Raw genomic sequence first — 22909 nt, 5'->3', positions numbered from 1 at the left:
GAAGTTATCCAGATTATTCATCGACGGCAGATAGAGGTAGGGCTGTGGCTCGAGAGATTATCTACTTTTCGCGTCACGGCGAGACAGACTGGAATGTTTCGCAGCGTATTCAGGGGCAGCTCGATATCGATATCAACGATAATGGGCGCAGCCAGGCCGACCGCAACGGCGATATGCTGAAGTCGCTGATCGGCGATGGTGCGGGCTTTGATTTCGTGGCAAGTCCCCTGCGACGCACGCGCGAGACGATGGAACGTATCCGTTTGCGCATGGGTCTTGATCCTTACGAATACCGCACCGACCCGCAATTGATGGAAGTCAATTTCGGCGACTGGCAGGGCTTCATGATGGAAGACATTGCCAAGGAGCGCGAAGACCTTCTGGAAGCGCGCGCTCGCGACAAGTGGAATTTCGTGCCGCCGGGCACAACCGCCGAGAGCTATATGGGCCTGTCGCGCCGCATTGGACGCTGGGTGGAAGCCGTTGAATGGCCGACTGTCTGCGTGACGCATGGTGGCTGCATCCGCACGCTGTTTTACCTTTATGGCGATATGGATGGGCACGCCGCTGCCAATCTTTCCATCCCGCAGGACAAGATTCTGAAGTTCGCAAACGGCAAGCTGGAGTGGGTTTGATCCGGCAAATCAGTCTATAGTGACCGTGAACAAAAATTTTGCCAGCGGTGGAGGCGTTTATGCCCTTCGAACGTTTCGCGGTCATATCGGATATTCACGGTAACAGCGACGCGCTGGCTGCGGTGCTGGCCGATATCGATGCTTTGCAAATCCAGACGATTATCAATCTCGGCGATCATCTAAGTGGTCCCTTAGCCGCGCGTGAGACAGCAGATATGCTGATGGCGCGAGAAATGATCTGCATTCGTGGCAATCATGATCGCTGGCTTGTCGAAAAATCTGTCGCGGATATGGGGCCGTCGGATCGGGTCACGCGCAAGCAGCTTGATGACCGACACATCGAATGGTTACGCGCGATGCCTGCAACGCGCGCTCTAGCTGACGGGCGGATATTCATCTGTCACGGTACTCCATTGAGTGATACCACTTACTGGATGGAGAAAGTGACCGCGAACGGCGAAGTCGTTCTGCGAACCCGGGGTGAGATCGAGGCAGAGGCCGAAGATATCGCGGCGTCGCTGATCTTTTGCGGCCATACGCACACACCGCGGATAGTTCGCCTTGGAGACGGGCGATTGTTGGTCAATCCGGGAAGCGTGGGTTGCCCCGGTTACGACGACGACCAACCGGTGTCGCATATTGTCCAGACTGGCAATCCTAATGCATCTTATGCGGTCGTAGAACAGAGCGGAATGGGCTGGCAGGTGGCGTTGCGCAGTATTCCCTACGATGCGGCCCGCATGACCCGGATGGCGGAAAAAAATTGTCGTGCCGATTGGGCGCGTGTCGTTAGAAGCGGCTGGCTTCAGCGAACATGAAAAGAGCGGCTTATGAGCCGCTCATTCTCTTTCTGGGGGCGTGCTTACGGCGCTTCCTGAATGTCGGTGATGAAGCGTGTGCTGTCGACCATATCGTAGATGATGAGGACCTTCATGCCCTTGTTGATCGCGCTATAATCGAACTCGCCAGGCAGTTTGTAAGTCTGGCCGTCATCCAGCGTTATGGTTTCGCTGTCCTTGTTGATACCGGTGATCTTGCCTTCGGCATCGTCTGCCATCGCTACTGTCGAAAAAAGCGATGCCACGATGAGAATTATTCCGACCAGATAATGCATGACTTTCCGTTCCTTTGGTTGTGCCTCGGGTTGGGTTGTCGCCTGACCGATTCGACACGATTGTCGCTACTACGTATTTTGGCGCGCCGCGCCGCATATCCCACAATGTAGCGTGCGGAATGTGTCAAAAAAAATGCCGGATATCGATCTTCAGAAGGAAATTTTGCGTCACGGGGGAGCTTGATTTGACCGGCGTCAAAAAGCTCAATAAAACCGGCCCGTAAAGAAGCTGCTCTTTCCTTGACCCACTCAGGACAAGGACAATTTATTCAGGCGTCGCGTATGTCTCACAATAGTTTCGGTCATCTGTTCCGCGTAACCACCTGGGGGGAAAGCCACGGTCTGGCGCTCGGTTGTGTAGTTGACGGCTGCCCGCCCGGCATCACGTTCACGGAAGCCGAAATTCAGGCCTTTCTCGACAAACGCAAGCCCGGCCAGTCCAAGTATACCACGCAGCGCCGCGAACCCGATCAGGTGCGCGTGCTTTCCGGTGTTCTTCTGGGCGACGACGGCGTGACCATGACGACGACCGGCACACCGATCTCGATGATGATCGAGAACACGGATCAGCGCTCGAAGGATTATGGCGAGATTGCACGTCAGTATCGTCCCGGTCATGCCGATTATACCTATGACGTCAAATACGGCATTCGTGACTATCGTGGTGGCGGACGTTCGTCTGCGCGTGAAACGGCGGCCCGTGTTGCCGCTGGTGCCATTGCACGCAAGATCGTGCCGGGGCTTGAGGTCAAGGGTGCACTGGTTGGCATGGGCGTGCACGGTATCGACCGCCGCCGCTGGAACTGGGCGGAAGTAGACAACAATCCTTTCTTCTCGCCGGATGCAGGTTCGGTTGAACTGTTCGCAGACTATCTCGATGGCATTCGCAAGAGCGGATCATCGGTTGGCGCAGTCATCGAGATCGTCGCTGAAGGCGTTCCTGCAGGCATAGGTGCGCCGATCTACGGCAAGCTTGATCAGGATATTGCCAGCCTGCTGATGTCGATTAACGCCGTGAAGGGTGTAGAAATCGGCAATGGTTTCGAGGCTGCCCGTCTTACCGGCGAAGAAAATGCCGACGAAATGCGAATGGGCAATGATGGAAAGCCGCTGTTCCTGTCCAATCATGCGGGCGGCATTCTGGGGGGCATTGCGACAGGCGCGCCGGTTGTAGCGCGTTTTGCGGTCAAGCCGACCTCGTCGATCCTGACCCCGCGCCGCTCCATCGACAAGGACGGCAAGGAAGTGGATGTGATGACGAAGGGTCGTCACGATCCATGTGTGGGTATTCGTGCCGTGCCGATCGGCGAGGCAATGGTGGCCTGTGCGATTGCCGATCACTATCTTCGTCATCGCGGCCAGACTGGCCGCATCTGAACAACTTGAGGCCAGACTGGCCTTCTCTGATTGAATTAGGCCGGACTGGCCATATCTGACTGACGATTGGGCCCGTTGGTTGTCTGACATATAGAGGTCGAAATGAGCTATAATCAGAAACAGGTCGTGGATGCTCTTCGCGCTTTCGAGCGCGGCGAGATCGTTGTGGTTATGGATGATGACGGGCGCGAGAACGAAGGCGACCTGATCGTTGCAGCCGTGCATTGCACGCCGGAGAAGATGGCCTTCATCGTTCGCCATACGTCCGGCATTGTTTGCACGCCGATGACCCGAGATGAAGCCAAGCGTCTCAATCTCGCGCCTATGGTCGCCGAAAACGAATCCGCTCACACCACGGCGTTCACCGTGACGGTTGACTACCGACATGGCACGACGACAGGCATTTCGGCAGAGGACCGCACATTGACCGTGCGCAATCTGGCGAACCCAAATGCCGGGGCTTCGGATTTCGTGCGTCCCGGCCATATTTTCCCGCTGGTCGCCCGCGAAGGCGGGGTTCTGATGCGCTCCGGCCATACGGAAGCCGCTGTCGACCTCTGCAAGCTCGCGAATCTGCCGCCCATCGGCGTTATTTGCGAGCTGGTCAATGATGACGGTTCCGTCATGCGCGGTCCGGACGTAAAGGCTTTTGCTGAAAAGCACACACTGCATCGGGTTACAGTTGCCGACCTCATCGCCTATCGCCAGCGTAAGGAAACGCTGGTCAAGCGCATTGGCGACGCGTCGGTCAAGACGTGTGCGGGCGGAGCTCATGCCTATACCTACGAACTGCCGTGGGAACCCATGCAGCATGTAGCGGTTGTGTTTGGCGATATTCGTGACGGTGAGGAAGTGCCGGTCCGCCTGCATCGCGAGGATGTGCTGAATGATGTCTTCGGTAAGGGGGGCAGCAACCTCGATGCCATCATGGAAAAGATGGGCAAGGAAGGTCGTGGCGTGCTGGTCTATTTGCGCGAAGGCTCCGTCGGCGTGCGTTCTGATCACCACGACACCCGCGCTCGCGATGCAATGCAGAGCGAGCATGAAAGCCATGCCGAAGCGGTTGCCCGCGAGGAGGAATGGCGTCAGATAGGCCTTGGCGCGCAGATACTGAAGGATCTCGGAATCACATCAATTGTGCTGCTGGCCTCGCGTGAGCGCCACTATGTCGGCCTTGAGGGTTTCGGAATCCACATCGCCCGTACCGAAATCATCTAACCTCGTTTCAGACAGAGCTGGCGCATGGCCGTGATGGTCATGTGCCGGTGAGATGTTATAGTGAAACTATGACGACAAGGCTTTACTGGCATCCGATCTATCTTGAACATCTGACCCCGCCCGGCCATCCCGAGCGCCCGGATCGTATCCGGGCCTTGATGAGCGAGTTGGAGGGGCCGGATTTCTATCGGCTTGACCGTGTGGACGCACCACGCGCCGACGAGACAGCAGCGCTTCTTGCGCATCCGGAAGAACATCTGGAAGCCGTACGCGCCAGCATACCGGAGGCCGCTTCGGACGAGGAAGCGCCAGCGCCCGTGATGAAACTCGACGGCGACACCTATGTCAGCCCGAAAAGTCTGGATGCGGCGCTGACGGCAATTGGCGCGGCAACGGCGGCGGTCGATGATGTCTTTACTGGTGCTGCAAACAACGTCTTCGTTGCAGCCCGCCCGCCTGGACATCATGCCGAGCGTTCCACTGCGATGGGTTTTTGCCTTTTCAACAATGTTGCGATTGCTGCCCGTCATGCGCAGCAGCGCCACGGTGCGGAGCGTGTCGCTATCATCGATTGGGATGTCCATCACGGCAACGGAACGCAGGATATTTTCAAAGACGATCCAAGCGTCCTGTTCTGTTCGACGCATCAGTTTCCCTTGTATCCCGGCACGGGTGCGAAGGATGAAACCGGCGTCGGCAACATCTTCAATGCACCGCTTTCCCCCGATACCGGAAGTCGCGAATTCCGCGAGGCATTTAATAGTCGTGTATTACCCGCCTTGGACAATTTCCGGCCAGATTTGATCCTTATTTCGGCGGGCTTCGATGCTCATTTTCGCGATCCGCTGGCCGAGCTCAATCTTGACGAAGCGGATTTTGACTGGGCGACAGGCAAACTCATGGAGCGGGCAGAAAGGTTCTGCGATCACCGGCTAGTGAGTGTGCTTGAAGGTGGATATGATCTAGAGGGCTTGTCGCAGTCCGCGTCTACGCATATTACGCGGCTGTTGAAAGGATGAATCATGGTAACCGAACCGTCCAACGCCGACATTACAGTGATGAGCTTCGAGGATGCGTTGAAGCAGCTTGAGAAGATCGTTGACGATCTGGAGCGGGGCGACGTGCCGCTGGAAGAGTCCATTCGCATCTATGAGCGTGGCGAAGCCCTGAAAAAGCATTGCGACACGCTTCTGAAGTCCGCCGAGGACAAGGTGGAGAAGATTCGTATTGGTCGCGACGGCCAGCCGGTCGGAACCGAACCGCTGGATTCCGAATAATTCCTGTCAGAACAGTGTTTTGAGTTGGGTGAGGTAAGGCGCAAGAATCCCGCTCAGCATGTAGGGGCCTAGACCCCAGACCAGTGTCCATCCAGCAGCCCCGACGATATTGGCCGCCAGAAAATGCAGCGGGTTCATTTTCATTGAACCCGCAACGATGCCGTTGAGCTGTCGCAGGAGCACGACGAAACGCGCCGTTGCGACGACGTAAATTCCCTTGCTGTCGAAAATTTTCTCGAACTGTTCCAACCGTTCAGGCGTCAGTTTGACGAGGTGTCCGTATCGCAGTATCATGCGGCGACCACCGAAACGGCCGATCAGGTATCCGGTGGAGTCGCCGAGCACGGCGCCGATGAATACCGCAATCAGTACGACTTCGATGTTGAGCGCTCCATGCAAAGCAAGCAGCGAGCCTGCGATGAGTGCGCTTTCACCGGGCAAGGGGGCGCCGAAAGATTCAAAATATACGATTACGAAAAGCGCGAGCGTGCCATAGGCTGCAATATATGGTTCCAGAAAGCTCATTGATTGGCAGGTCTTTCGGCCGACAGAACTAAAAAGGCCCCGGACGAGCCGGAGCCTGAAATCTGTAACTATCACATCAGCCGATGGAACGCTTGCCGGTAATTGCGTGGTATACCCACAACACGATTATTGAGCCGACGATCGCGATAACAAGGCTTATCGGATCGAATGCGCCAGTGACGCCGCGTCCAAAAAGCTGAGACGAGATAACGCCGCCGACGATGGCGCCGACGATGCCGAGAGCAATATCCAGGAACAAGCCCTGGCCACTTTTATTAACGATCTTGCTGCCGATGAAGCCGGCAATCAAGCCTAGTATTATCCAGCTTATAACAGACATCTAATATCTCCCGATGCGTAAATACACTTTTGCATCACGCACTTAGGAAATTTTCACACTGCTACAAAATTTGCAAGGTATAATGCTTGTCAAATCGGGAAACCCATTTAACTTTAACTTACCGAATGCACAGTTGGCATCGGATAACAGGGAGTATCGTGTGATGGGAAGTTATGACGACAACTCAGGCAATTCGCCCATTCCCGGCGGAAGCCTCGCGAAACCGGTTCTGATTGCGCTCGGCGCCCTGCTGATCGGCAAGATGCTGAAGGGTAATAGCGAAGAGACGGAAGCCACACAGGCGCAGCCGGTGCCAGTACCGGATCAGTCGCAAGCGGGCGGCGGCCTGCTCGGGGGTATCCTTGGCGGGCTTGGTGGCCTGCTCGGCGGCGCGGCAGCTGGAAATGCCTCCGCAGCTCCCTCAGCTCCGGGTTCACTTGGCGGAGGACTTGGCGGCCTCCTCGATCAGCTGAAACAGGCGGGTCTTGGTGAGAAAGTGGATTCCTGGGTCGGTCAGGGAACCAATCATTCAATCGAGCCGGGTCAGCTTGGCGACGCAATCGGCCAGAAAACGCTGAGTGAGATTGCTCAGCACGCCGGTATCGACCAGCAGGAACTTCTGGATCAGCTATCCCAGGTTCTGCCAGGATTGGTGGACAAGCTGACAACGAACGGACAAGTGCCAGACGCAAGCTCGCTTTCCAAGCTGCTACAGGGACGCTGACAGAGTTTGCATCTTGATCGAACCGCACCGCTTGTCGGTGCGGTTTTGTTTTGGAGTTACATTCGATAAAATGGCATCGCCGTTTATCTAGGAACGCGTTGCGAAAAGTGGGAACCGGTCTTGAGGATGTACGTCAAGACAAACAGCTGGAGTTGCGTTTCATGAGTTTCTTTCCGTGTCCTGATCCGGTTCTTGGCGACAAGACGTCGGTAGACAGCATCGAAACGCTGGTCATTCCACGTACAAGCGACATCGGCGGACTGGAAGTGCGGCGAGCCTTGCCGACAGTGCGACGCCGTCTGGTCGGGCCGTTCATTTTCTTTGATCGCATGGGACCGGCTGTTTTGCGAGATGGTGATGCGTTGGATGTGCGCCCGCACCCGCATATCGGCCTTTCGACCGTGACCTATCTGTTCGACGGCCATATCCGCCACAGAGACAGTCTCGGCACGGAAATGGTTATTCGCCCCGGTGACGTGAACCTGATGACCGCCGGTCGCGGCATTGTGCATTCCGAACGATCGCCGGAAGAGGAACGCAACGGACCATTGTCCATTTCCGGCATTCAGACTTGGCTCGCGCTGCCTGATGCGCTTGAAGAAATCAGCCCGGAATTTTTTCACACCAATGCGCCAGACCTGCCGGTGATGGAGGATCGCGACTTCTCCGGTCGGCTGATCATGGGATCGATGCTTGGGGTGAAATCTCCGGTGATCCAGCATGCGGATACGCTTTATGCAGATATTCGCATAAAACCAAACGGGCGCTTCCCGATCGTTCCGGTGGCCGAAGAGCGCGCCATCTATACCCTGCAGGGCAATGTCGGCATCGGCGGCGAAGTGTTTCCGCCGGATCGCTTGCTGGCGTTTCGTCCCGGCGACGATATTGTCGTGCAGGCCGGACCGGAAGGCGCGCATATCATGCTTTTTGGCGGTGCAACTCTTGGTTCGAAGCGCTATGTATGGTGGAACTTCGTATCCTCTTCACGGGAGAGGATAGAACAGGCCAAGGAAGAATGGCGCAGTGGTCGTTTCGATATTGTGCCCGGTGACGAGCAGGATTTCATACCTCTGCCTGAATGAGGTGAATTGGGTTGGGCTGTAGGACACGATGTCCCGCCCTGCTTGATCCTGTCGCGTTGCTGCTGTACCGACAACAAAACCGAACCAGAAACAGGTTGTTTCAATGTCCCGACCCACGACCCCATTGCTTGACAAGGCACCGATTCCGGAAGCCCTGCGCGCATTGCCGGAATCCGATCTGCCGCAGTTCGCGCAGGAACTGCGTGCCGAGTTGATCGACGTGGTTTCGACCACCGGTGGACATCTGGGAGCGGGACTGGGTGTTGTTGAGCTCACAGTAGCATTGCACCATGTCTTCGACACACCGCACGACCGTATCATCTGGGATGTTGGCCATCAGGCCTATCCGCACAAGATTTTGACCGGGCGCCGCGACCGCATCCGCACATTGCGCCAGACGGGCGGCCTCTCGGGTTTCACCAAGCGTAATGAAAGTGAATATGATCCTTTCGGTGCTGCGCATTCATCGACGTCGATTTCTGCTGGCCTCGGCATGGCGGTCGCCTCCGATCTTTCGGGCGAAAAGCGCAATGTGATTGCAGTTATCGGCGATGGGGCGATGTCCGCAGGCATGGCCTATGAGGCGATGAACAATGCCGGTGCGCTCGACGCGCGCCTCATTGTCATACTCAACGACAACGACATGTCGATTGCACCGCCGACCGGCGCTATGAGTGCCTATCTGGCGCGTCTTGTCTCCGGCAAGACCTATCGCAGCGTTCGCGAGGCCGCCAAGCAGGTTGCCAAGAAACTACCGAAATTCTTGCAGGACAAGGCCCGCAAATCGGAAGAATATGCGCGTGCCTTCTTTACTGGCGGCACCCTGTTCGAGGAGCTGGGCTTCTACTATGTTGGTCCCATCGACGGCCACAATCTGGACCATCTGCTGCCGATCCTGAAAAACGTACGTGATACGCAGGAAGGCCCGGTGCTCATTCATGTGGTGACACAGAAGGGCAAGGGCTATGCGCCCGCAGAAGCCGCAGCCGATAAATATCACGGCGTTAACAAGTTCGACGTCATTACGGGAAAGCAGTCGAAGCCACCTGCAAATGCGCCGAGCTACACCAAGATTTTCGGCACGAGCCTGATCGAGGAAGCCCGTCACAACGACAGAATAGTGGCGATCACCGCCGCCATGCCGTCGGGCACCGGGCTTGACCTCTTCGGTGAAGTGTTTCCGCAGCGCACATTCGATGTCGGTATTGCCGAGCAACATGCCGTGACCTTCGCTGCCGGTCTGGCCAGCGAGGGCTATAAGCCGTTCTGCGCGATCTATTCCACCTTCCTGCAGCGCGGCTACGATCAGGTCGTGCATGACGTGTCGATCCAGAATCTGCCCGTGCGTTTCCCTATCGACCGTGCCGGACTGGTGGGAGCCGATGGTCCGACCCATGCAGGTTCATTCGACACGGGCTTTCTTGCGGCTCTCCCAGGTTTCGTTGTGATGGCTGCGTCGGATGAGGCCGAGCTGCGCCATATGGTGCGCACGGCTGCCGAATATGATGAAGGCCCGATCTCTTTCCGCTATCCGCGTGGCGACGGTGTCGGTGTTGATCTGCCAGAACGTGGGCAATTGCTGGAAATCGGCAAGGGCCGCATCGTGCGTGAAGGTACAAAGGTCGCGCTCTTATCCTTCGGAACGCGCTTGCAGGAATGTCTTGCCGCCGCCGATGAGCTGGGTGCTGCCGGTCTTTCCACCACGGTTGCCGATGCGCGTTTTGCCAAGCCGCTCGATAACGATCTGATCCGTCGTTTGGCACGCGAGCATGAAGTGCTAGTGATGGTGGAAGAGGGCGCTGTCGGCGGCTTTGCTTCCCATGTGCTGCAATTCCTTGCAACTGACGGCCTTCTTGATCGTGGCCTCAAGGTGCGGGCTTTGACCTTGCCGGATAGCTATCAGGACCACGGCAAGCCGGATGCTATGTATGCCGAGGCCGGTCTCGACCGGACAGGCATCGTGCATGCGGTGTTCGCAGCTCTTGGCCGTGAGGCTGTTGCAGCGCCGTTTAGCGCCTGACCGATGAGCGGAGAAACGAGCGACAAGAACCTGCGGCTCGATCAGCTGCTGGTGGAGCTTGGACTGTTTGCAACGCGTTCGCGGGCGCGTGATGCGATCCAGCGCGGCACGGTCAAGGTGGACGGCAAGCCCGTCACCAAGCCGGGCCAGACGGTTTTGCGCACCGCAAAGATCGCCGTGGATGATCCGGCGAGTGCTTATGTCTCTCGCGCTGCCTTGAAGCTCATTGCGGCGCTTGACCATTTCGAGCTTGATGTGAAGGGGCGCACCGCGCTCGACATCGGTGCCTCGACGGGCGGTTTCACGCAAGTTCTGCTGGAGCGCGGCGCAAGCCACGTTCTTGCCATTGATGTCGGCCACGACCAGTTGCACGAGACACTGGGCGCCGATTCACGCGTCACCAGCAAGGAAGGGCTCAACGCCCGCGCGCTGGAACTTATCCACCTGGATGGACGCGAAATCGATTGCGTGGTTTCGGATGTGAGCTTCATTTCGCTGAAGCTTGCATTGCCTCCGGCATTGGCCTTTGCGCAAAAAGGTGCTATCTGCGCGCTTCTCGTAAAGCCGCAATTTGAAGCGGGCCGCGAGGCTATCGGCAAGGGCGGTATTTTGCGCGACCCGAAAGATGGCGCGCGCATAGCAGAAGAACTGAAATCGTGGCTTGAGACGCTACCCGGCTGGCGTGCGCTCGGCCTTTGCCCCTCGCCCATCGAAGGTGGCGATGGCAATCTTGAGTATCTCCTGGCAGGAAAGAAGGACCGATGACGACGCAGTTAACAATCCGCTCGATTGGTGCGGGCGGCGATGGCGTCGCCAACCTTCCTGATGGCCAGATTTATGTCCCCTTCACACTGCCGGGTGAAGTCGCCAATGTTGCGCGCGACAAGAACCGCGCGACGGTTATGGCGCTCCTCGAAACATCGCCCGAGCGTCAGGCATCAGCCTGCCAGCATTTCGAGGATTGCGGCGGCTGCGCGCTGCAGCATTGGCAGGACGAACCTTATCGTCTGTGGAAGCGCGAACTGGTTGTCTCGGCACTGAAGGGCAGGGGGATCGACACGGAGGTTGCACCGCTGGTGGCTTGCCAGCCCCGCACACGCCGCCGTGCTGTTTTTGCGGCGCGCAAGACGGAGATGGGCGTGTTGCTCGGCTTCAACCGTCATCTCAGCCATGAAATCATCGATATCGTCGAATGCGCGGTAACCGTTCCGGAAATCATTGCGCGGCTTGATGATCTACGTGAAGTCGGGGCTCTGATTGCACCGGGTTCCAAACCGTTCAAGCTGGCTGCTACGCAAACGGAGTCCGGCCTTGATCTCGCGGCAAGCGGTTGTGGCAAGCTGAGCGATGAGCAACGGCGTGCGCTGACCGCGCTTGTCATGAAGAAGGGCTTTGCCCGCCTTTCGCATGAAGGCGAAATCATTGTAGAGCCGAAGAAGCCGCTCATTCATTTCGGCAAGGTTCCGGTTCCGGTTCCGCCCGGCTGTTTCTTGCAGGCAACGGCCAATGCTGAAGAAGCAATGGTGCAGCTTGTTCTGGACCATGTCGGTAAGGCCAAGCGTGTCGCGGACCTGTTTTGCGGTGTCGGAACATTTGCGCTGCGGATTGCGGAAAAGGGCGCAGTTCATGCCGTTGAAAATGACGCACTGGCTCTCGCTGCTCTCGATCGGGGCGTGCGCCATGTGCAGGGACTGAAGCCCGTTTCAGTCGAACGTCGCGATCTGTTCCGCCGTCCGCTTATGCCGAAGGAATTACTGCCCTATAACGCCGTGGTTTTCGACCCTCCGCGCGCAGGTGCGGAAGAACAGGCACTTGAACTGGCAAAATCCAAGGTGGAAAAGGTTGTCGCGATCTCGTGCAATCCGGTGACGCTCGCACGTGACCTCGCCATTCTGGCGAAGGGCGGCTATCGCGTTACACGTGTCACGCCGATTGACCAGTTCCTCTGGTCGCCACATGTAGAGGCCGTAGCGACGCTGGTGAAAAGGTAAGCGTTTAAGCCAAAGCCCAATCCACCGCCGCTTCGGCGTGCAGTTGCGTTGTGTCGAATACCGGCACGGGGCTATCCTGCTGCCCGATGAGCAACATGATTTCGGTACAGCCGAGAATGATAGCTTCGGCCCCGTGCTCGACTAGACGACTGATGACAGCACGGTATTTTTCTCGTGACGTATCGCGTACTTCGCCGACGACCAGTTCGTGATAGATGATGTCATGCACGGTTTTGCGGTGGGCTTCATCGGGCGTCAGAACCTCTAGCCCGTGTTTGGCCGCAAGGCGGCCTTTATAGAATTCCTGCTCCATCGTGAAGGCGGTGCCTAACAACCCGATTTTGGACAAGCCTGCGGCTTTGATCTTTTTTGCCGTAGGGTCAGCAATATGCACAAGCGGGATCGATGTGGCGCTTTCGACGTCAGCGGCCATTTTATGCATAGTGTTGGTGCAGATCAGGATGAAATCCGCGCCGCCCTTTTCAAGGTTCTGCGCGGCCTCGATCATGAGCCTGGTCAGCTCGTCCCATTTGCCTTCATGCTGAAGATGCTCGATCTCACCAAAATCCATCGACCACATCAGGCTTTTGGCCGAATGCGTGCCGCCGAGCCGTGCGCGGACTTCCTGATTGATGATGCGATAATATTCCTGCGAGCTTTCCCAGCTCATCCCGCCTATCAGCCCAATCGTCTTCATCAATCCCTCCCGGATAAAATTAAGGGCGGATCGCTCCGCCCCTGTCATTCGGCCATGTATGGCATTCGGTCATGTATTTTGGGCGAAAGCTGCGATTACATCTTTTCGATGATCTTCTGGTCGCCTTCATGCGCCTTGCCGTTGGCGGCGATAATGGCGGGAACGATGTCCTCCGCCTTGTTGATGACAAGCGGCTTTACCTGGTGTGCGGTGTGCAGGAAACCTTCCGCCGTCATATGCTCCAGAAGCGAGAGCATAGGCTGCCAGAAATTGTTGATGTTAGCGAACACCATCGGCTTGCGATGCTTGCCGAGCTGCGCCCAGGTCATCATTTCCACGATTTCCTCAACCGTGCCAATGCCGCCGGGCAGCGTGACGAACGCATCCGACTTCTGGAACATGAGGTGTTTGCGTTCATGCATGTCGCCGACAACGATGAGTTCGGTCAGCTGTTCGGCCTTTTCAAGGCTTGCTTCCTTGTCGAGCAGGAAGGTCGGGATGATGCCGGTGACTTCGCCGCCGGCTTCCATCACGCCTTGCGCAACCGCGCCCATGATGCCGCGCGTGCCGCCACCATAAACTAGGCGCAGACCATGTTCGGCAATGGACCGGCCGAGCGTGACGCCCGCTTCGCGATAGATGGGATTCAGGCCCGTGGACGAGCCGCAATAAACACAGATGGATCGAATCTCAGACATGATTTTCTTGTGCGCTTTTGACCTTTCAGCGTCAAGCGTCTGCGATTTCATTTTGCAGTGAAGATTGCTACCAGTGAGACGTATACATCAGGTTCCGGGTGGACATTCGCAGTGATTGTTATATCTCAATCCGTATGTACTCCAGATTGAGAAGTGGATTGGATATGAAGAACTGGGTTGTGTTTCTCGGGCTCACCTTTGCCGCATCATCCGCATCGGCTGGCGAGATCAACATCAAACTGCCGGACAATACCGAAGTAACGACCAACTCTGTTCTGTATAAATGTGGCGAGAAAAATGTCTCGGTAACCTACTACAATGCCGGTGATGTTTCGCTTGCTGAGCTGGAGCTTGACGACGAGACTATCGTCGCTTCCAACGTCATTTCAGGGTCTGGAGCCAAATATGCCGGTGGCGTCTACATCTGGTGGACCAAGGGCGAAACGGCCGATCTTTATAACCTTATGGAGGATCCGGACCAATCAAAGCCGACAAACTGTGTAGAACAGTAACCTAGCTAATAAAATGCCTCGTACCTTTTGCTGTTTCGGTGCAGATTCCTTGTAGGGGCAAGCCAAAAGCTATAAACCCGCTATTATAGTCTCTGGCGTGGATTTCGAAACGAAATGCAAAAGAACAGTTTAGGATTGCTCGGTATCGGGCTCGTCGCAATCGTCGCCGGGCTCGGCCTCTATTGGAATGCGACACGATCCCGCGTTGAGGCGCCGCAACCTAATGCCACTGCGCCAGCTTCGAGCAATGCGCCAGCGCAGCCAGAAACAACACCATCCGAGACGAAGAGGCCAGACGCTGCCAGGCCTGCTGGTGACGCTTCAGCAAACGATGCGAGCCCGCAAGGCGCGCAATCCGAAGAGCCTGCCAAGCAGGCTGATGCCACTCCCGCAGAGCAGGCAGACAACACACCGGTTTTCGATCTTCTTCGCGTCGAGCCTGACGGTTCGGTCGTGATCGCGGGCAAGGCGCTCCCCAATGCTGATGTTGAGGTTGTCGCAGGTGCCACTGTTGTCGGCAATGCCAAGGCCGGAGCCAATGGCGATTTTGCCATTGTTCTGGATAATCCTTTGAAGGCGGGTGACCATCAGTTGGTCTTGCGTTCAACTGGAACGGATAACAACGTTGCCACCTCTGCCCAGACCGCCATCGTGTCGGTGCCTGAAACCAAGTCCGGGCAAGTGCTGGCGTTGGTTGAGGAGCCGGGGCAGGCGAGCCGCCTGATTACCAAGCCGGAAACAGCAAAGAAGCTGCAGGACAATGCGGAAGCTACCCCTGAAGCAGCAGACAAGCCAGCGGCCAAGCCTGCTCAGGATTCGCCGATTGCCATCGAGGCTGTCGAGATTGAAGGCCAGGCTGTTTTCGTGGCGGGTAAAGCCAAGGGCGGCAATCGCGTGATTGTCCACGCCAACGATACATTGCTTGGCGCAAGCCTCATTTCGCCTGAAGGCCGTTTCCTTGTGCAGAGCAAACAACCGCTCAGCGTTGGTGATTACATCATTCGCGCCGACCTGCTCGACAATGCCAATCAGGTTCTGGCCACAGCCCGCGTCCCGTTCCGTCGGGAAGCTGGCGAGAATATTTCGGCTGTTGCTTCCGACACGGACGGTCAGGCGGCGGCTGCATCGGAAGCGATTGGTGATGAGGCCGCTTCGTCCGCAGCCCCGCTGCAGAAAGTCGACGGCTCTGTCATCATTCGGCGTGGGGATAATCTCTGGACGATATCCAAGCGCGCCTATGGTAAGGGGACGCGATATACGACGATCTACCTCGCCAATCGCGACCAGATCCGCAATCCAGATCTAATCTGGCCGGGGCAAGTATTTAATATGCCGAAGGCACCTTTGGGCGATGGGGAGGCCAAGCGCCAGTTGAAAGATAGCGCTAACTGACGACGAGTTCCTGGAATTGCGCGGCTCTCAACGCAGGGGGCGCATTTCAACAATGAGCGTCACTCATGATAGTGTGTTTCCGGTTTGGCGCTATTTTCTGGAATGAACGTCTCCAAATCTTGAACTTTATAGTATAATCGTATATCGTCGATATACGATGAAGATAGTGCTGGACAAAAACTCGACCGAAACTGTCGCCGATCTGGCGCAGCTTGGCATTGACGATGAAGCGGCAGCGCGCATTTGCGCCGCGCTGGGCCATCCTGTTCGCATCCGAATTATCCGCCAGTTGATGATGGAGGACGCCTGCTGCTGCAAGGATATTGTCGGCAAGCTCGACCTTGCTCAATCGACGGTTTCCCAACACCTCAAGGTCCTCGTGCAGGCCGGTCTTATCGATTATCGGCCCGAACGTCAGTCCTCGCGTTACAGCGTCAACTGGCAGCAACTAAACGCTGTTCGCACGCATTTTGCTTCCTTTAAGAGCAGATGCTGCGGCTAGAGTATGTCTCCCGAAAGTGGGAACCGGTTTCGGGATAAAGACATACGTAAAAACAAACGGATAGAGCATCCCGAAAAGCCCCAAGTGGATTTCGGAAGAGATGCGTCAATACAAATAGATAGAGCGATGACGGAGTTTCATCTCATACGAAATCGCTTGAGCCCACCGACTTGAAAGAACGCACCATGAGTTCCCCCAAAACGGTTTCCGCCGACTCCGGCGAGACGTTCAAGACACTGCGAAATCTCTGGCCCTATATGTGGCCGTCCGACAGGCCCGATCTGCGCATGCGCGTTGTGTGGGCCACGTTCTATCTGGTGATTTCCAAGATCGTGCTCATCCTCGTGCCCTATTTCTTCAAATGGGTGACGAATGCCTTGACCGGTCAATTGAACCCGCCGGATTATATTCCACTGTTTCTGGTTGGCGCAGTGATGCTTGTGCTGGCTTATAACGGCGCCAAGATCGTACAGGCTGGCCTCAATCAGCTTCGCGACGCATTGTTTGCAAGTGTCGGGCAATATGCAGTACGCCAGCTGGCTTACCGAACTTTCGTGCACATGCACCAGCTTTCACTCAGGTTCCATCTTGAACGGCGAACGGGTGGGCTTTCGCGGGTTATCGAACGTGGGACTAAGGGCATCGAAACGATTGTCCGTTTCACGATCCTCAACACGCTGCCCACCATTCTTGAATTTGCGCTGACGGCGGTGATTTTCGCATTCGCCTATGGCATTTCCTATCTGCTCGTGGTCGCGGCAACGGTCTGGCTCTACACCTGGTTTACAATCAAGGCGAGCGACTGGCGTATCAACATTCGTCGCGAAATGAACGACTCCGATACGGATGCCAACACTAAGGCAATCGACTCGTTGCTCAATTTCGAAACTGTCAAATATTTCGGCAACGAGAACATGGAAGCCAAGCGCTTCGATGCCTCGATGGCACGTTATGAAAAAGCGGCTACCCAGACCTGGACGTCACTTGGTTGGCTGAACTTCGGTCAGGCCGTCATCTTCGGTGTCGGCATGGCGGTGGTCATGGTCATGTCAGCGCTTGAAGTCCGGGCCGGGACACAATCCATCGGCGATTTCGTTTTCATTAATGCCATGCTTATGCAGCTGTCCATCCCGCTCAATTTCATCGGTTTCATCTATCGCGAAATCCGTCAGGGTTTGACCGATATTGAGCAGATGTTCGATCTCCTCGATGTGAAGCAGGAAGTCGTCGACAAGCCCAACGCACCAGCATTGGGAATCGATCACGGCGCAATTCGTTTCGATGATGTGCATTTCGCCTATGATGCGAACCGCCCGATTCTAAAGGGCATAAGTTTTGAAGTGCCGGCGGGAAAGACGGTGGCGATTGTCGGGCCGTCGGGTGCGGGTAAATCCACGATCTCACGACTGCTGTTTCGCTTCTATGATGTCCAGTCCGGATCGGTTTCCATCGACGGGCAGGACGTTCGCGATGTCACGCAGGAAAGCCTGCGCAAGGTTATCGGCATGGTGCCGCAGGACACGGTCCTGTTCAACGACACGATCGCTTACAACATTCGTTATGGCCGTCCTGACGCCACGAACGAAGAAGTGGAAAAGGCGGCTGAACTGGCGCAGATTTCCGGCTTCATCAAGCATCTGCCGGAAGGTTACCAGGCCATGGTTGGCGAACGTGGCCTCAAACTTTCGGGCGGTGAGAAACAACGTGTAGCCATTGCCCGCACGATCCTGAAGGCACCGCCGATCCTGATACTTGATGAGGCAACCTCCGCGCTTGATACAGCCACCGAGCAGGAAATCCAGTCTGCGCTCGATATCGTCAGCCGGGGCCGAACTACGCTTGTCATCGCGCATCGACTGTCGACCGTGATCGGTGCCGATGAGATCATCGTCTTGAAAGATGGTCTGATTGCCGAACGGGGCACCCACCGCGTGCTTCTCAAGCATAAGGGACTTTATGCGTCCATGTGGGCTCGTCAGCGCGAGGCGGATGAGGCGGAAGAGCGTCTGCGTCAGGTTCGCGAAAGTGACGAATTGGGTATCGTCAAACGTGGAGTTCCGGCGGCGGAGTAGGCAGTTTATCGGCGGTCAGTTATATCAGGGCGCGATCACGTGCCCTGACAGCCGTGAATAATTTGCGAAATGGATTTCGATTCTGAACAGGATGAGGTAAATAACGGCCAAACTCAAAGGAAGAGCGATGAGCCTTACTGACACCATCCGCAATACTTTCGTGCCGATCCATCGGGAAGGTTATCCGTTTATCGCGGGCTTTTTCGTGGTTTCCCTTATTCTTGGCTGGCTTTGGGACCCGTTGTTCTGGATCGGCATGGTACTGACCGTCTGGTGCATCTACTTCTATCGTGATCCGGAGCGCGTGACCCCGATGGACGATGATCTGGTCATCAGCCCCGCTGATGGCAAGGTTTCCTTCGTCGGTCCGGCTGTGCCACCAGCCGAGCTGGATTTTGGCGCTGAGCCGCGTATGCGTGTGTCGGTTTTCATGAATGTGTTCTCGGTTCACATCAACCGCTCTCCGGTTCGTGGAAAAATCGAAAGGGTCGTGCATCGTCCTGGCAAGTTCCTCAACGCGGAACTGGACAAGGCGAGCACGGAGAACGAACGTAATAGTGTTCTGATCGAAAGTCCTCATGGCAAGATCGGCGTCGTCCAGATAGCCGGTCTGGTCGCGCGGCGCATCGTCTGCTGGTCCAACGAGGATGATGACTTGTCCGTGGGCGAACGGTTTGGCCTGATCCGTTTCGGATCGCGCGTCGATGTCTATCTTCCGGCCGATGCGACCGTTCGTGTTGCAGTTGGCCAGACTGCAGTCGCCGGTGAAACCGTTCTGGCCGATTACGGCAGCGTGCGCGGCGAACCTGTGGTGCGGATCGGCTGAGCCGATGGAGACGCCTTTTCCGCCTTTCGAGCCAAATGGCCATGTCGATTCATCGCGCGGCCCCAAGCTGTCGCAGATACCGCTGCGTATCGTCATTCCAAATGTTATAACGGTTCTCGCCATCTGTGCGGGCCTTACAGGCATTCGCCTGGCTTTCGAAAACCGCTTCGAGCTTGCCGTTGTGATGGTCCTCGTCGCAGCCTTTCTCGATGGTATCGATGGGCGCGTTGCTCGCATGATGAAGGGATCGTCGAAGTTCGGCGCGCAGATGGATTCGCTCGCCGATATCGTCAATTTCGGTGTGGCGCCCGCTCTGGTGCTCTATGCCTTCATGCTCGATCAAGCACGCTCGTTCGGTTGGATTGCGGCACTCCTCTATGCCATTGCCTGCTGCCTGCGGTTGGCACGTTTCAATGTCATGCTGGAAGATCCGAACCGTCCAGCGTGGCAAAGCAACTATTTTATCGGCGTGCCTGCACCAGCAGGCGCCATGCTTGTCCTTTTGCCGGTTTATCTCGGTTTTCTCGGTTTGACCCCAACGCGAGGGCTCGCGTTCGGCGTAGCGATCTATACCGTAGCAATCGCGTTTCTGCTCGTAAGCCGCCTCCCGGTCTATAACGGCAAGTCCGCTGGAAGCCTTGTCCGGCGCGATATAGTCATGCCGCTCATCCTGTTCGTGGTTGTTTATGTCGCGTTCCTGATGAGCTTCACCTGGCAGACATTGAGCCTTACCGCACTTGCCTATCTCGCATTTCTTCCGTTCAGCTTGGCTGCTTGGAACAAGCGCGAAGCCGCCGACCGAAAGGCCGAGGAAGAAGCCGGCACCGAAGGAGAGGCGCCGTCAGGGGAAAACTGATGGCAATTCCTGCTTGATGAAACCAACGCGCTCCTCGACCGATGATTTTGGCAGGAGCGCGATTTCATATCCAAGTCGTCTGTAGGTTTTATCCATCGCCTCGAATGTGCGTACGGCTTCCTCGAAATCCTGCTTGCGTTCAGCATCCTGACCGAAGATTTCCGCCCATGGCGGCGCGAGGAAAACCGTTCTGTTATATCTGGTTTGTAGAGCGGCCTCTTCCATATGCTGCGGAACTGAGAGGTTACACAGCATCAGATAGCCAATCACATCCGGCACACCGCGGTCGAAGACGACTGTCCCGTGCTGTTGTTCTGCCATCGCGTGCGAGCGCATTTCCCATGAAAGCATCAACTCCGCAAAAAGCATGCGGTCGCTCCAGGGCAAAGCATTGCCGCCGATGGCGACCTGATCCTGAATGATGGCACGTCCAGCCTCCACTGTGCGGGAAACCCCCTGCCTTTCGAGTGCATCGATCAGTGTGCTTTTGCCTGATCCGGGCCCACCGCTGATAATGATGAAATGCTGATAATCTTTGGTCATAAGTCCTCCAATAGAAAAGCGAACGCGCGTCAAATCAGTCGGCGCGCGATGAAGAGGTTTGGGAGTGGGAGAAAAGCCCGCGGAAAAAAGAGCCGTCAGGTGGCTAGGCGGGAAACATGAATAAGTAAATACATAGAACCGGCCTTGCATATTGGCAAGGCCGGAGGACGGAAATCAGCTCGGCAGATGATAGTCGAGGAAGCGATTCTGACGAACGTCGAAAAGCTTACCGCTAACTTCTAGGTTCGGATCGGCGAGCTTGACGATCTTTTCGGCAACCGACTGCGGTGTTGGCAGCGTCTCCGGATCTTCGCCCGGCATGGCCTGCGCACGCATTGCCGTGCGTGTGGCGCCCGGATTGACCGAGTTGATCTTGAGCTTCATCTGCTTTGTTTCTTCTGCCCAACTGCGTGCCATGACTTCGACAGCAGCTTTCGAGGCAGCGTAGGGCGCCCAGAAAGCCCGGCAGGTATGCGCTACGCCGGAAGAGAGGAGAATGGCACGGCCAGCATCAGAAGCACGCAGCAGCGGATCAGTAGACCGGATGAGGCGCCACACGCTGGTGACATTAACGTTCATGACTTTCTCGAAAGTCTTGGCCTCGACATGGCCGATCGGTGAGATCGTGCCAAGAACGCCAGCATTGGCAACCATGATATCGAGCTTACCCCAACGCTCATGAATGGAGCCGCCGAGGCGATCAATCGCTTCCATGTCGGTAATATCGAGAGGCACCAGCGTCGCATTGCCACCGAGCTTGCGGATATCATCGTCCAGCTCTTCAAGGCCGCCGACAGTGCGTGCGACCGCGACTACATGTGCGCCGCGTTTTGCCAGTTCAAGTGAAAGAAAATAGCCAATACCGCGCGATGCGCCTGTTACCAGTGCGATGCGGCCCGTAAGGTCGATGCTCATCTAGTCCCCATTTGTCATGCAAACACAAGAAACAGGCAGCCTTTTGGGCCACCTGTGTGAAGAATTGTGCGATCAGCCGTTGCTTGCGAGCAGCGACAGCGTGTGCACATTGCTCTCGCCTTCCTGATCAAGGAGGCGGGTCGGATATTCGCCGGTGAAATAGTGATCGGTGAAAGCCGGCGCGTTCGGATCACGTGGATTCCCGCCAACGGCCGTGTAGAGCCCGTCAATGGAAAGAAATGCCAGAGAATCCGCACCGATGTAACGACACATGGATTCCAGGTTTTCGTGCTGGTTGGCCAGCAGCTTATCGGCATGGGGGGTGTCGATACCGTAGAAATCCGGATGGTAAATCATTGGACTTGCCACGCGGATATGCACTTCCTTTGCGCCTGCATCGCGGATCATCTGAACAATCTTGACGGAAGTGGTGCCGCGGACGATGGAATCGTCCACCAGCACGACGCGCTTGCCTTCGATCATGGCGCGATTGGCCGAATGCTTCAGCTTGACGCCCAGCGCACGAATTTGCTGCGTTGGTTCGATGAAGGTACGGCCCACGTAATGATTGCGGATGATGCCGTATTCGAACGGGATGCCGCTGGCCTGAGCAAAACCGAGAGCGGCCGGTGTGCCGCCATCAGGGACCGGCACGACAACATCAGCTTCAATGCCGGCTTCCTTGGCAAGCTCCATGCCCATCTTCTTGCGCGCGACATAGACGCTGCGACCGCCGACGACGGAGTCGGGACGGGCAAAATAGACATACTCGAACAGGCAGAGCCGTTCCGGCTGTGGATTTTCAGCCTTGATGGAATCGACGGTGATGGAGCCGTCCTTCTGAATCTCGCAAATGACCACTTCGCCATTTTCGACGTCGCGAACATATTTCGCGCCGATAATATCGAGCGCACAGGTTTCCGAACAGAAGATAGGTTTACCGTCGAGTTCGCCCATGACAAGCGGACGGATACCGATTGCGTCACGCGCGGCAATTAGCTTGGTGCGGGTCAGCGCCAGCATGGCGTAGCCGCCTTCGACCTGACGAATGGCATCGACGAAACGGTCGGACGAGGATGCATGTCGCGAACGGGCGATCATATGTAGTACGACTTCCGTATCGGATGTCGCTTGAAAGATTGCGCCGGAAGCAATCAGCTGCTTGCGCAGCGTGATGCCGTTGGTGAAGTTGCCATTGTGGGCAATGGCGATGCCGCCGACTTCCAGTTCCGCGAACAATGGCTGCACATTGCGCAGGATCGTCTCGCCGGTGGTGGAGTAGCGCACATGGCCGATCGAGCGATCACCGGGCAGGCGGTTCAGCGTCGCGGCATCGGTAAAATGGTCGCCGACAAGGCCCATATGGCGTTCGGAATGAAAACGGCGATTGTGATAGGAAACGATACCGGCTGCTTCCTGCCCGCGATGCTGAAGGGCATGCAGGCCCAATGCGGTCAGTGCGGCTGCGTCTTCATGGCCAAGAATGCCAAATACGCCGCACTCTTCATGCAGGGTGTCTTCATCCAGCATAAAGGAGGCATTTTCAGAAGAATGGCTGGTCATTGCCGCAAGGCCTTTCGATTGCAGAGGCAA

The 22909-nt window shown here is 56.4% G+C and carries 25 protein-coding genes; 17 read left to right on the top strand and 8 right to left on the bottom strand.

Annotated elements, in window-relative coordinates; translation table 11 throughout:
- Positions 1 to 44 precede the first annotated feature (44 nt).
- Positions 45 to 635 carry a histidine phosphatase family protein gene (locus tag AAE521_RS05095; RefSeq protein ID WP_109986141.1) on the top strand — a complete coding sequence of 197 codons (591 nt, stop codon included), beginning with the start codon at positions 45 to 47 and terminating at the stop codon, positions 633 to 635.
- Between the two features lie 59 nt (positions 636 to 694).
- Positions 695 to 1453 (top strand): metallophosphoesterase family protein, encoded by a 759-nt coding sequence (locus tag AAE521_RS05090; RefSeq protein WP_071633368.1) that lies wholly within the window; start codon positions 695 to 697, stop codon positions 1451 to 1453.
- Between the two features lie 44 nt (positions 1454 to 1497).
- Here AAE521_RS05090 and AAE521_RS05085 read toward each other — a convergent pair whose 3' ends face one another.
- Positions 1498 to 1749, bottom strand: a complete 252-nt coding sequence (locus tag AAE521_RS05085; protein WP_071633369.1) for a DUF1344 domain-containing protein — start codon at positions 1747 to 1749, stop codon at positions 1498 to 1500.
- 282 nt (positions 1750 to 2031) lie between these two features.
- On the opposite strand from AAE521_RS05085, the gene aroC reads away from it, so the two are divergent.
- The 4 genes from aroC (at position 2032) to AAE521_RS05065 (ending at position 5621) form a co-directional block, all read left to right on the top strand.
- Positions 2032 to 3126 carry a chorismate synthase gene (gene aroC / locus AAE521_RS05080; protein ID WP_071633370.1) on the top strand — a complete coding sequence of 365 codons (1095 nt, stop codon included), beginning with the start codon at positions 2032 to 2034 and terminating at the stop codon, positions 3124 to 3126.
- Positions 3127 to 3228: 102 nt separating this feature from the next.
- The gene (gene ribB, locus AAE521_RS05075; protein ID WP_342060660.1) at positions 3229 to 4344 is read left to right on the top strand and encodes a 3,4-dihydroxy-2-butanone-4-phosphate synthase; all 1116 of its coding nucleotides are present in this window, start codon (positions 3229 to 3231) and stop codon (positions 4342 to 4344) included.
- 68 nt (positions 4345 to 4412) lie between these two features.
- Positions 4413 to 5363: a histone deacetylase family protein gene (locus AAE521_RS05070; protein ID WP_342060659.1), complete on the top strand. Its 951-nt coding sequence runs from the start codon at positions 4413 to 4415 to the stop codon at positions 5361 to 5363.
- 3 nt (positions 5364 to 5366) lie between these two features.
- Entirely contained in the window at positions 5367 to 5621 is a 255-nt protein-coding gene (locus AAE521_RS05065) for an exodeoxyribonuclease VII small subunit (RefSeq protein ID WP_071633373.1), read from the top strand.
- Between the two features lie 6 nt (positions 5622 to 5627).
- On the opposite strand, the gene AAE521_RS05060 is transcribed toward AAE521_RS05065, so the two are convergent.
- A complete protein-coding gene (locus AAE521_RS05060) occupies positions 5628 to 6146 on the bottom strand; it encodes a DedA family protein (RefSeq protein WP_342060658.1) in 519 nt (172 codons plus the stop codon).
- Positions 6147 to 6222: 76 nt separating this feature from the next.
- Positions 6223 to 6486 carry a GlsB/YeaQ/YmgE family stress response membrane protein gene (locus AAE521_RS05055; RefSeq protein WP_071633375.1) on the bottom strand — a complete coding sequence of 88 codons (264 nt, stop codon included), beginning with the start codon at positions 6484 to 6486 and terminating at the stop codon, positions 6223 to 6225.
- 163 nt (positions 6487 to 6649) lie between these two features.
- On the opposite strand from AAE521_RS05055, the gene AAE521_RS05050 reads away from it, so the two are divergent.
- The 5 genes from AAE521_RS05050 to AAE521_RS05030 all read left to right on the top strand — a co-directional run bounded on the left by AAE521_RS05050 (position 6650) and on the right by AAE521_RS05030 (position 12303).
- Positions 6650 to 7210 (top strand): YidB family protein, encoded by a 561-nt coding sequence (locus AAE521_RS05050; protein WP_012090816.1) that lies wholly within the window; start codon positions 6650 to 6652, stop codon positions 7208 to 7210.
- Between the two features lie 161 nt (positions 7211 to 7371).
- Complete coding sequence (locus AAE521_RS05045; protein WP_071633416.1) at positions 7372 to 8292, top strand: pirin family protein; 921 nt, start codon at positions 7372 to 7374, stop codon at positions 8290 to 8292.
- Positions 8293 to 8395: 103 nt separating this feature from the next.
- Positions 8396 to 10312, top strand: a complete 1917-nt coding sequence (gene dxs, locus AAE521_RS05040; RefSeq protein ID WP_342060657.1) for a 1-deoxy-D-xylulose-5-phosphate synthase — start codon at positions 8396 to 8398, stop codon at positions 10310 to 10312.
- 3 nt (positions 10313 to 10315) lie between these two features.
- On the top strand, positions 10316 to 11077 hold the full coding sequence (locus AAE521_RS05035) for a TlyA family RNA methyltransferase (protein ID WP_071633377.1): 762 nt from the start codon (positions 10316 to 10318) through the stop codon (positions 11075 to 11077).
- Positions 11074 to 12303, top strand: coding sequence for a class I SAM-dependent RNA methyltransferase (locus AAE521_RS05030; RefSeq protein ID WP_342060656.1), 1230 nt, complete (start codon positions 11074 to 11076; stop codon positions 12301 to 12303). Before AAE521_RS05035 ends, AAE521_RS05030 begins: the two co-directional genes overlap by 4 nt.
- Before the next feature lie 4 nt (positions 12304 to 12307).
- Here AAE521_RS05030 and AAE521_RS05025 read toward each other — a convergent pair whose 3' ends face one another.
- A complete protein-coding gene (locus AAE521_RS05025; RefSeq protein ID WP_071633379.1) occupies positions 12308 to 13000 on the bottom strand; it encodes an aspartate/glutamate racemase family protein in 693 nt (230 codons plus the stop codon).
- A 95-nt stretch (positions 13001 to 13095) separates the two neighbouring features.
- Positions 13096 to 13698: an LOG family protein gene (locus AAE521_RS05020; protein ID WP_071633417.1), complete on the bottom strand. Its 603-nt coding sequence runs from the start codon at positions 13696 to 13698 to the stop codon at positions 13096 to 13098.
- A gap of 164 nt (positions 13699 to 13862) precedes the next feature.
- Between AAE521_RS05020 and AAE521_RS05015 the strand changes: the two genes are divergently transcribed.
- The 6 genes from AAE521_RS05015 (at position 13863) to pssA (ending at position 19858) form a co-directional block, all read left to right on the top strand.
- Positions 13863 to 14210 carry an MliC family protein gene (locus AAE521_RS05015; protein WP_071633380.1) on the top strand — a complete coding sequence of 116 codons (348 nt, stop codon included), beginning with the start codon at positions 13863 to 13865 and terminating at the stop codon, positions 14208 to 14210.
- A gap of 114 nt (positions 14211 to 14324) precedes the next feature.
- Positions 14325 to 15602, top strand: a complete 1278-nt coding sequence (locus tag AAE521_RS05010; protein WP_342060655.1) for an Ig-like domain-containing protein — start codon at positions 14325 to 14327, stop codon at positions 15600 to 15602.
- A 157-nt stretch (positions 15603 to 15759) separates the two neighbouring features.
- Positions 15760 to 16104 (top strand): ArsR/SmtB family transcription factor, encoded by a 345-nt coding sequence (locus AAE521_RS05005; RefSeq protein WP_071633382.1) that lies wholly within the window; start codon positions 15760 to 15762, stop codon positions 16102 to 16104.
- A 185-nt stretch (positions 16105 to 16289) separates the two neighbouring features.
- Positions 16290 to 18176, top strand: coding sequence for an ABCB family ABC transporter ATP-binding protein/permease (locus tag AAE521_RS05000; protein ID WP_071633383.1), 1887 nt, complete (start codon positions 16290 to 16292; stop codon positions 18174 to 18176).
- 127 nt (positions 18177 to 18303) lie between these two features.
- The gene (locus AAE521_RS04995) at positions 18304 to 19002 is read left to right on the top strand and encodes a phosphatidylserine decarboxylase (RefSeq protein ID WP_071633384.1); all 699 of its coding nucleotides are present in this window, start codon (positions 18304 to 18306) and stop codon (positions 19000 to 19002) included.
- A 4-nt stretch (positions 19003 to 19006) separates the two neighbouring features.
- Positions 19007 to 19858, top strand: a complete 852-nt coding sequence (gene pssA, locus AAE521_RS04990) for a CDP-diacylglycerol--serine O-phosphatidyltransferase (RefSeq protein ID WP_071633385.1) — start codon at positions 19007 to 19009, stop codon at positions 19856 to 19858.
- Here pssA and AAE521_RS04985 read toward each other — a convergent pair.
- The 3 genes from AAE521_RS04985 to purF all read right to left on the bottom strand — a co-directional run bounded on the left by AAE521_RS04985 (position 19844) and on the right by purF (position 22879).
- Entirely contained in the window at positions 19844 to 20401 is a 558-nt protein-coding gene (locus AAE521_RS04985) for an AAA family ATPase (RefSeq protein ID WP_342060654.1), read from the bottom strand. The genes pssA and AAE521_RS04985 overlap by 15 nt on opposite strands.
- 174 nt (positions 20402 to 20575) lie before the next feature.
- Complete coding sequence (locus AAE521_RS04980; protein ID WP_071633387.1) at positions 20576 to 21316, bottom strand: SDR family NAD(P)-dependent oxidoreductase; 741 nt, start codon at positions 21314 to 21316, stop codon at positions 20576 to 20578.
- Between the two features lie 72 nt (positions 21317 to 21388).
- Positions 21389 to 22879, bottom strand: coding sequence for an amidophosphoribosyltransferase (gene purF, locus AAE521_RS04975; protein WP_342060653.1), 1491 nt, complete (start codon positions 22877 to 22879; stop codon positions 21389 to 21391).
- Positions 22880 to 22909 lie beyond the last annotated feature (30 nt).

The sequence above is a fragment of the Brucella cytisi genome (genome assembly GCF_038433355.1).
Taxonomy (GTDB): domain Bacteria; phylum Pseudomonadota; class Alphaproteobacteria; order Rhizobiales; family Rhizobiaceae; genus Brucella; species Brucella cytisi.
Note: the sequence above shows the minus strand (reverse complement) of the source record. Positions and strands in the feature narration are given on the sequence as shown.

Coding starts and splice junctions, on each gene's coding strand:
- AAE521_RS05090 (WP_071633368.1), top strand. CDS start 695: ATGCCCTTCGAACGTTTCGCGGTCATATCGGATATTCACGGTAACAGC.
- AAE521_RS05085 (WP_071633369.1), bottom strand. CDS start 1,749: ATGCATTATCTGGTCGGAATAATTCTCATCGTGGCATCGCTTTTTTCG.
- aroC (WP_071633370.1), top strand. CDS start 2,032: ATGTCTCACAATAGTTTCGGTCATCTGTTCCGCGTAACCACCTGGGGG.
- ribB (WP_342060660.1), top strand. CDS start 3,229: ATGAGCTATAATCAGAAACAGGTCGTGGATGCTCTTCGCGCTTTCGAG.
- AAE521_RS05070 (WP_342060659.1), top strand. CDS start 4,413: ATGACGACAAGGCTTTACTGGCATCCGATCTATCTTGAACATCTGACC.
- AAE521_RS05065 (WP_071633373.1), top strand. CDS start 5,367: ATGGTAACCGAACCGTCCAACGCCGACATTACAGTGATGAGCTTCGAG.
- AAE521_RS05060 (WP_342060658.1), bottom strand. CDS start 6,146: ATGAGCTTTCTGGAACCATATATTGCAGCCTATGGCACGCTCGCGCTT.
- AAE521_RS05055 (WP_071633375.1), bottom strand. CDS start 6,486: ATGTCTGTTATAAGCTGGATAATACTAGGCTTGATTGCCGGCTTCATC.
- AAE521_RS05050 (WP_012090816.1), top strand. CDS start 6,650: ATGGGAAGTTATGACGACAACTCAGGCAATTCGCCCATTCCCGGCGGA.
- AAE521_RS05045 (WP_071633416.1), top strand. CDS start 7,372: ATGAGTTTCTTTCCGTGTCCTGATCCGGTTCTTGGCGACAAGACGTCG.
- dxs (WP_342060657.1), top strand. CDS start 8,396: ATGTCCCGACCCACGACCCCATTGCTTGACAAGGCACCGATTCCGGAA.
- AAE521_RS05035 (WP_071633377.1), top strand. CDS start 10,316: ATGAGCGGAGAAACGAGCGACAAGAACCTGCGGCTCGATCAGCTGCTG.
- AAE521_RS05030 (WP_342060656.1), top strand. CDS start 11,074: ATGACGACGCAGTTAACAATCCGCTCGATTGGTGCGGGCGGCGATGGC.
- AAE521_RS05025 (WP_071633379.1), bottom strand. CDS start 13,000: ATGAAGACGATTGGGCTGATAGGCGGGATGAGCTGGGAAAGCTCGCAG.
- AAE521_RS05020 (WP_071633417.1), bottom strand. CDS start 13,698: ATGTCTGAGATTCGATCCATCTGTGTTTATTGCGGCTCGTCCACGGGC.
- AAE521_RS05015 (WP_071633380.1), top strand. CDS start 13,863: ATGAAGAACTGGGTTGTGTTTCTCGGGCTCACCTTTGCCGCATCATCC.
- AAE521_RS05010 (WP_342060655.1), top strand. CDS start 14,325: ATGCAAAAGAACAGTTTAGGATTGCTCGGTATCGGGCTCGTCGCAATC.
- AAE521_RS05005 (WP_071633382.1), top strand. CDS start 15,760: ATGAAGATAGTGCTGGACAAAAACTCGACCGAAACTGTCGCCGATCTG.
- AAE521_RS05000 (WP_071633383.1), top strand. CDS start 16,290: ATGAGTTCCCCCAAAACGGTTTCCGCCGACTCCGGCGAGACGTTCAAG.
- AAE521_RS04995 (WP_071633384.1), top strand. CDS start 18,304: ATGAGCCTTACTGACACCATCCGCAATACTTTCGTGCCGATCCATCGG.
- pssA (WP_071633385.1), top strand. CDS start 19,007: ATGGAGACGCCTTTTCCGCCTTTCGAGCCAAATGGCCATGTCGATTCA.
- AAE521_RS04985 (WP_342060654.1), bottom strand. CDS start 20,401: ATGACCAAAGATTATCAGCATTTCATCATTATCAGCGGTGGGCCCGGA.
- AAE521_RS04980 (WP_071633387.1), bottom strand. CDS start 21,316: ATGAGCATCGACCTTACGGGCCGCATCGCACTGGTAACAGGCGCATCG.
- purF (WP_342060653.1), bottom strand. CDS start 22,879: ATGACCAGCCATTCTTCTGAAAATGCCTCCTTTATGCTGGATGAAGAC.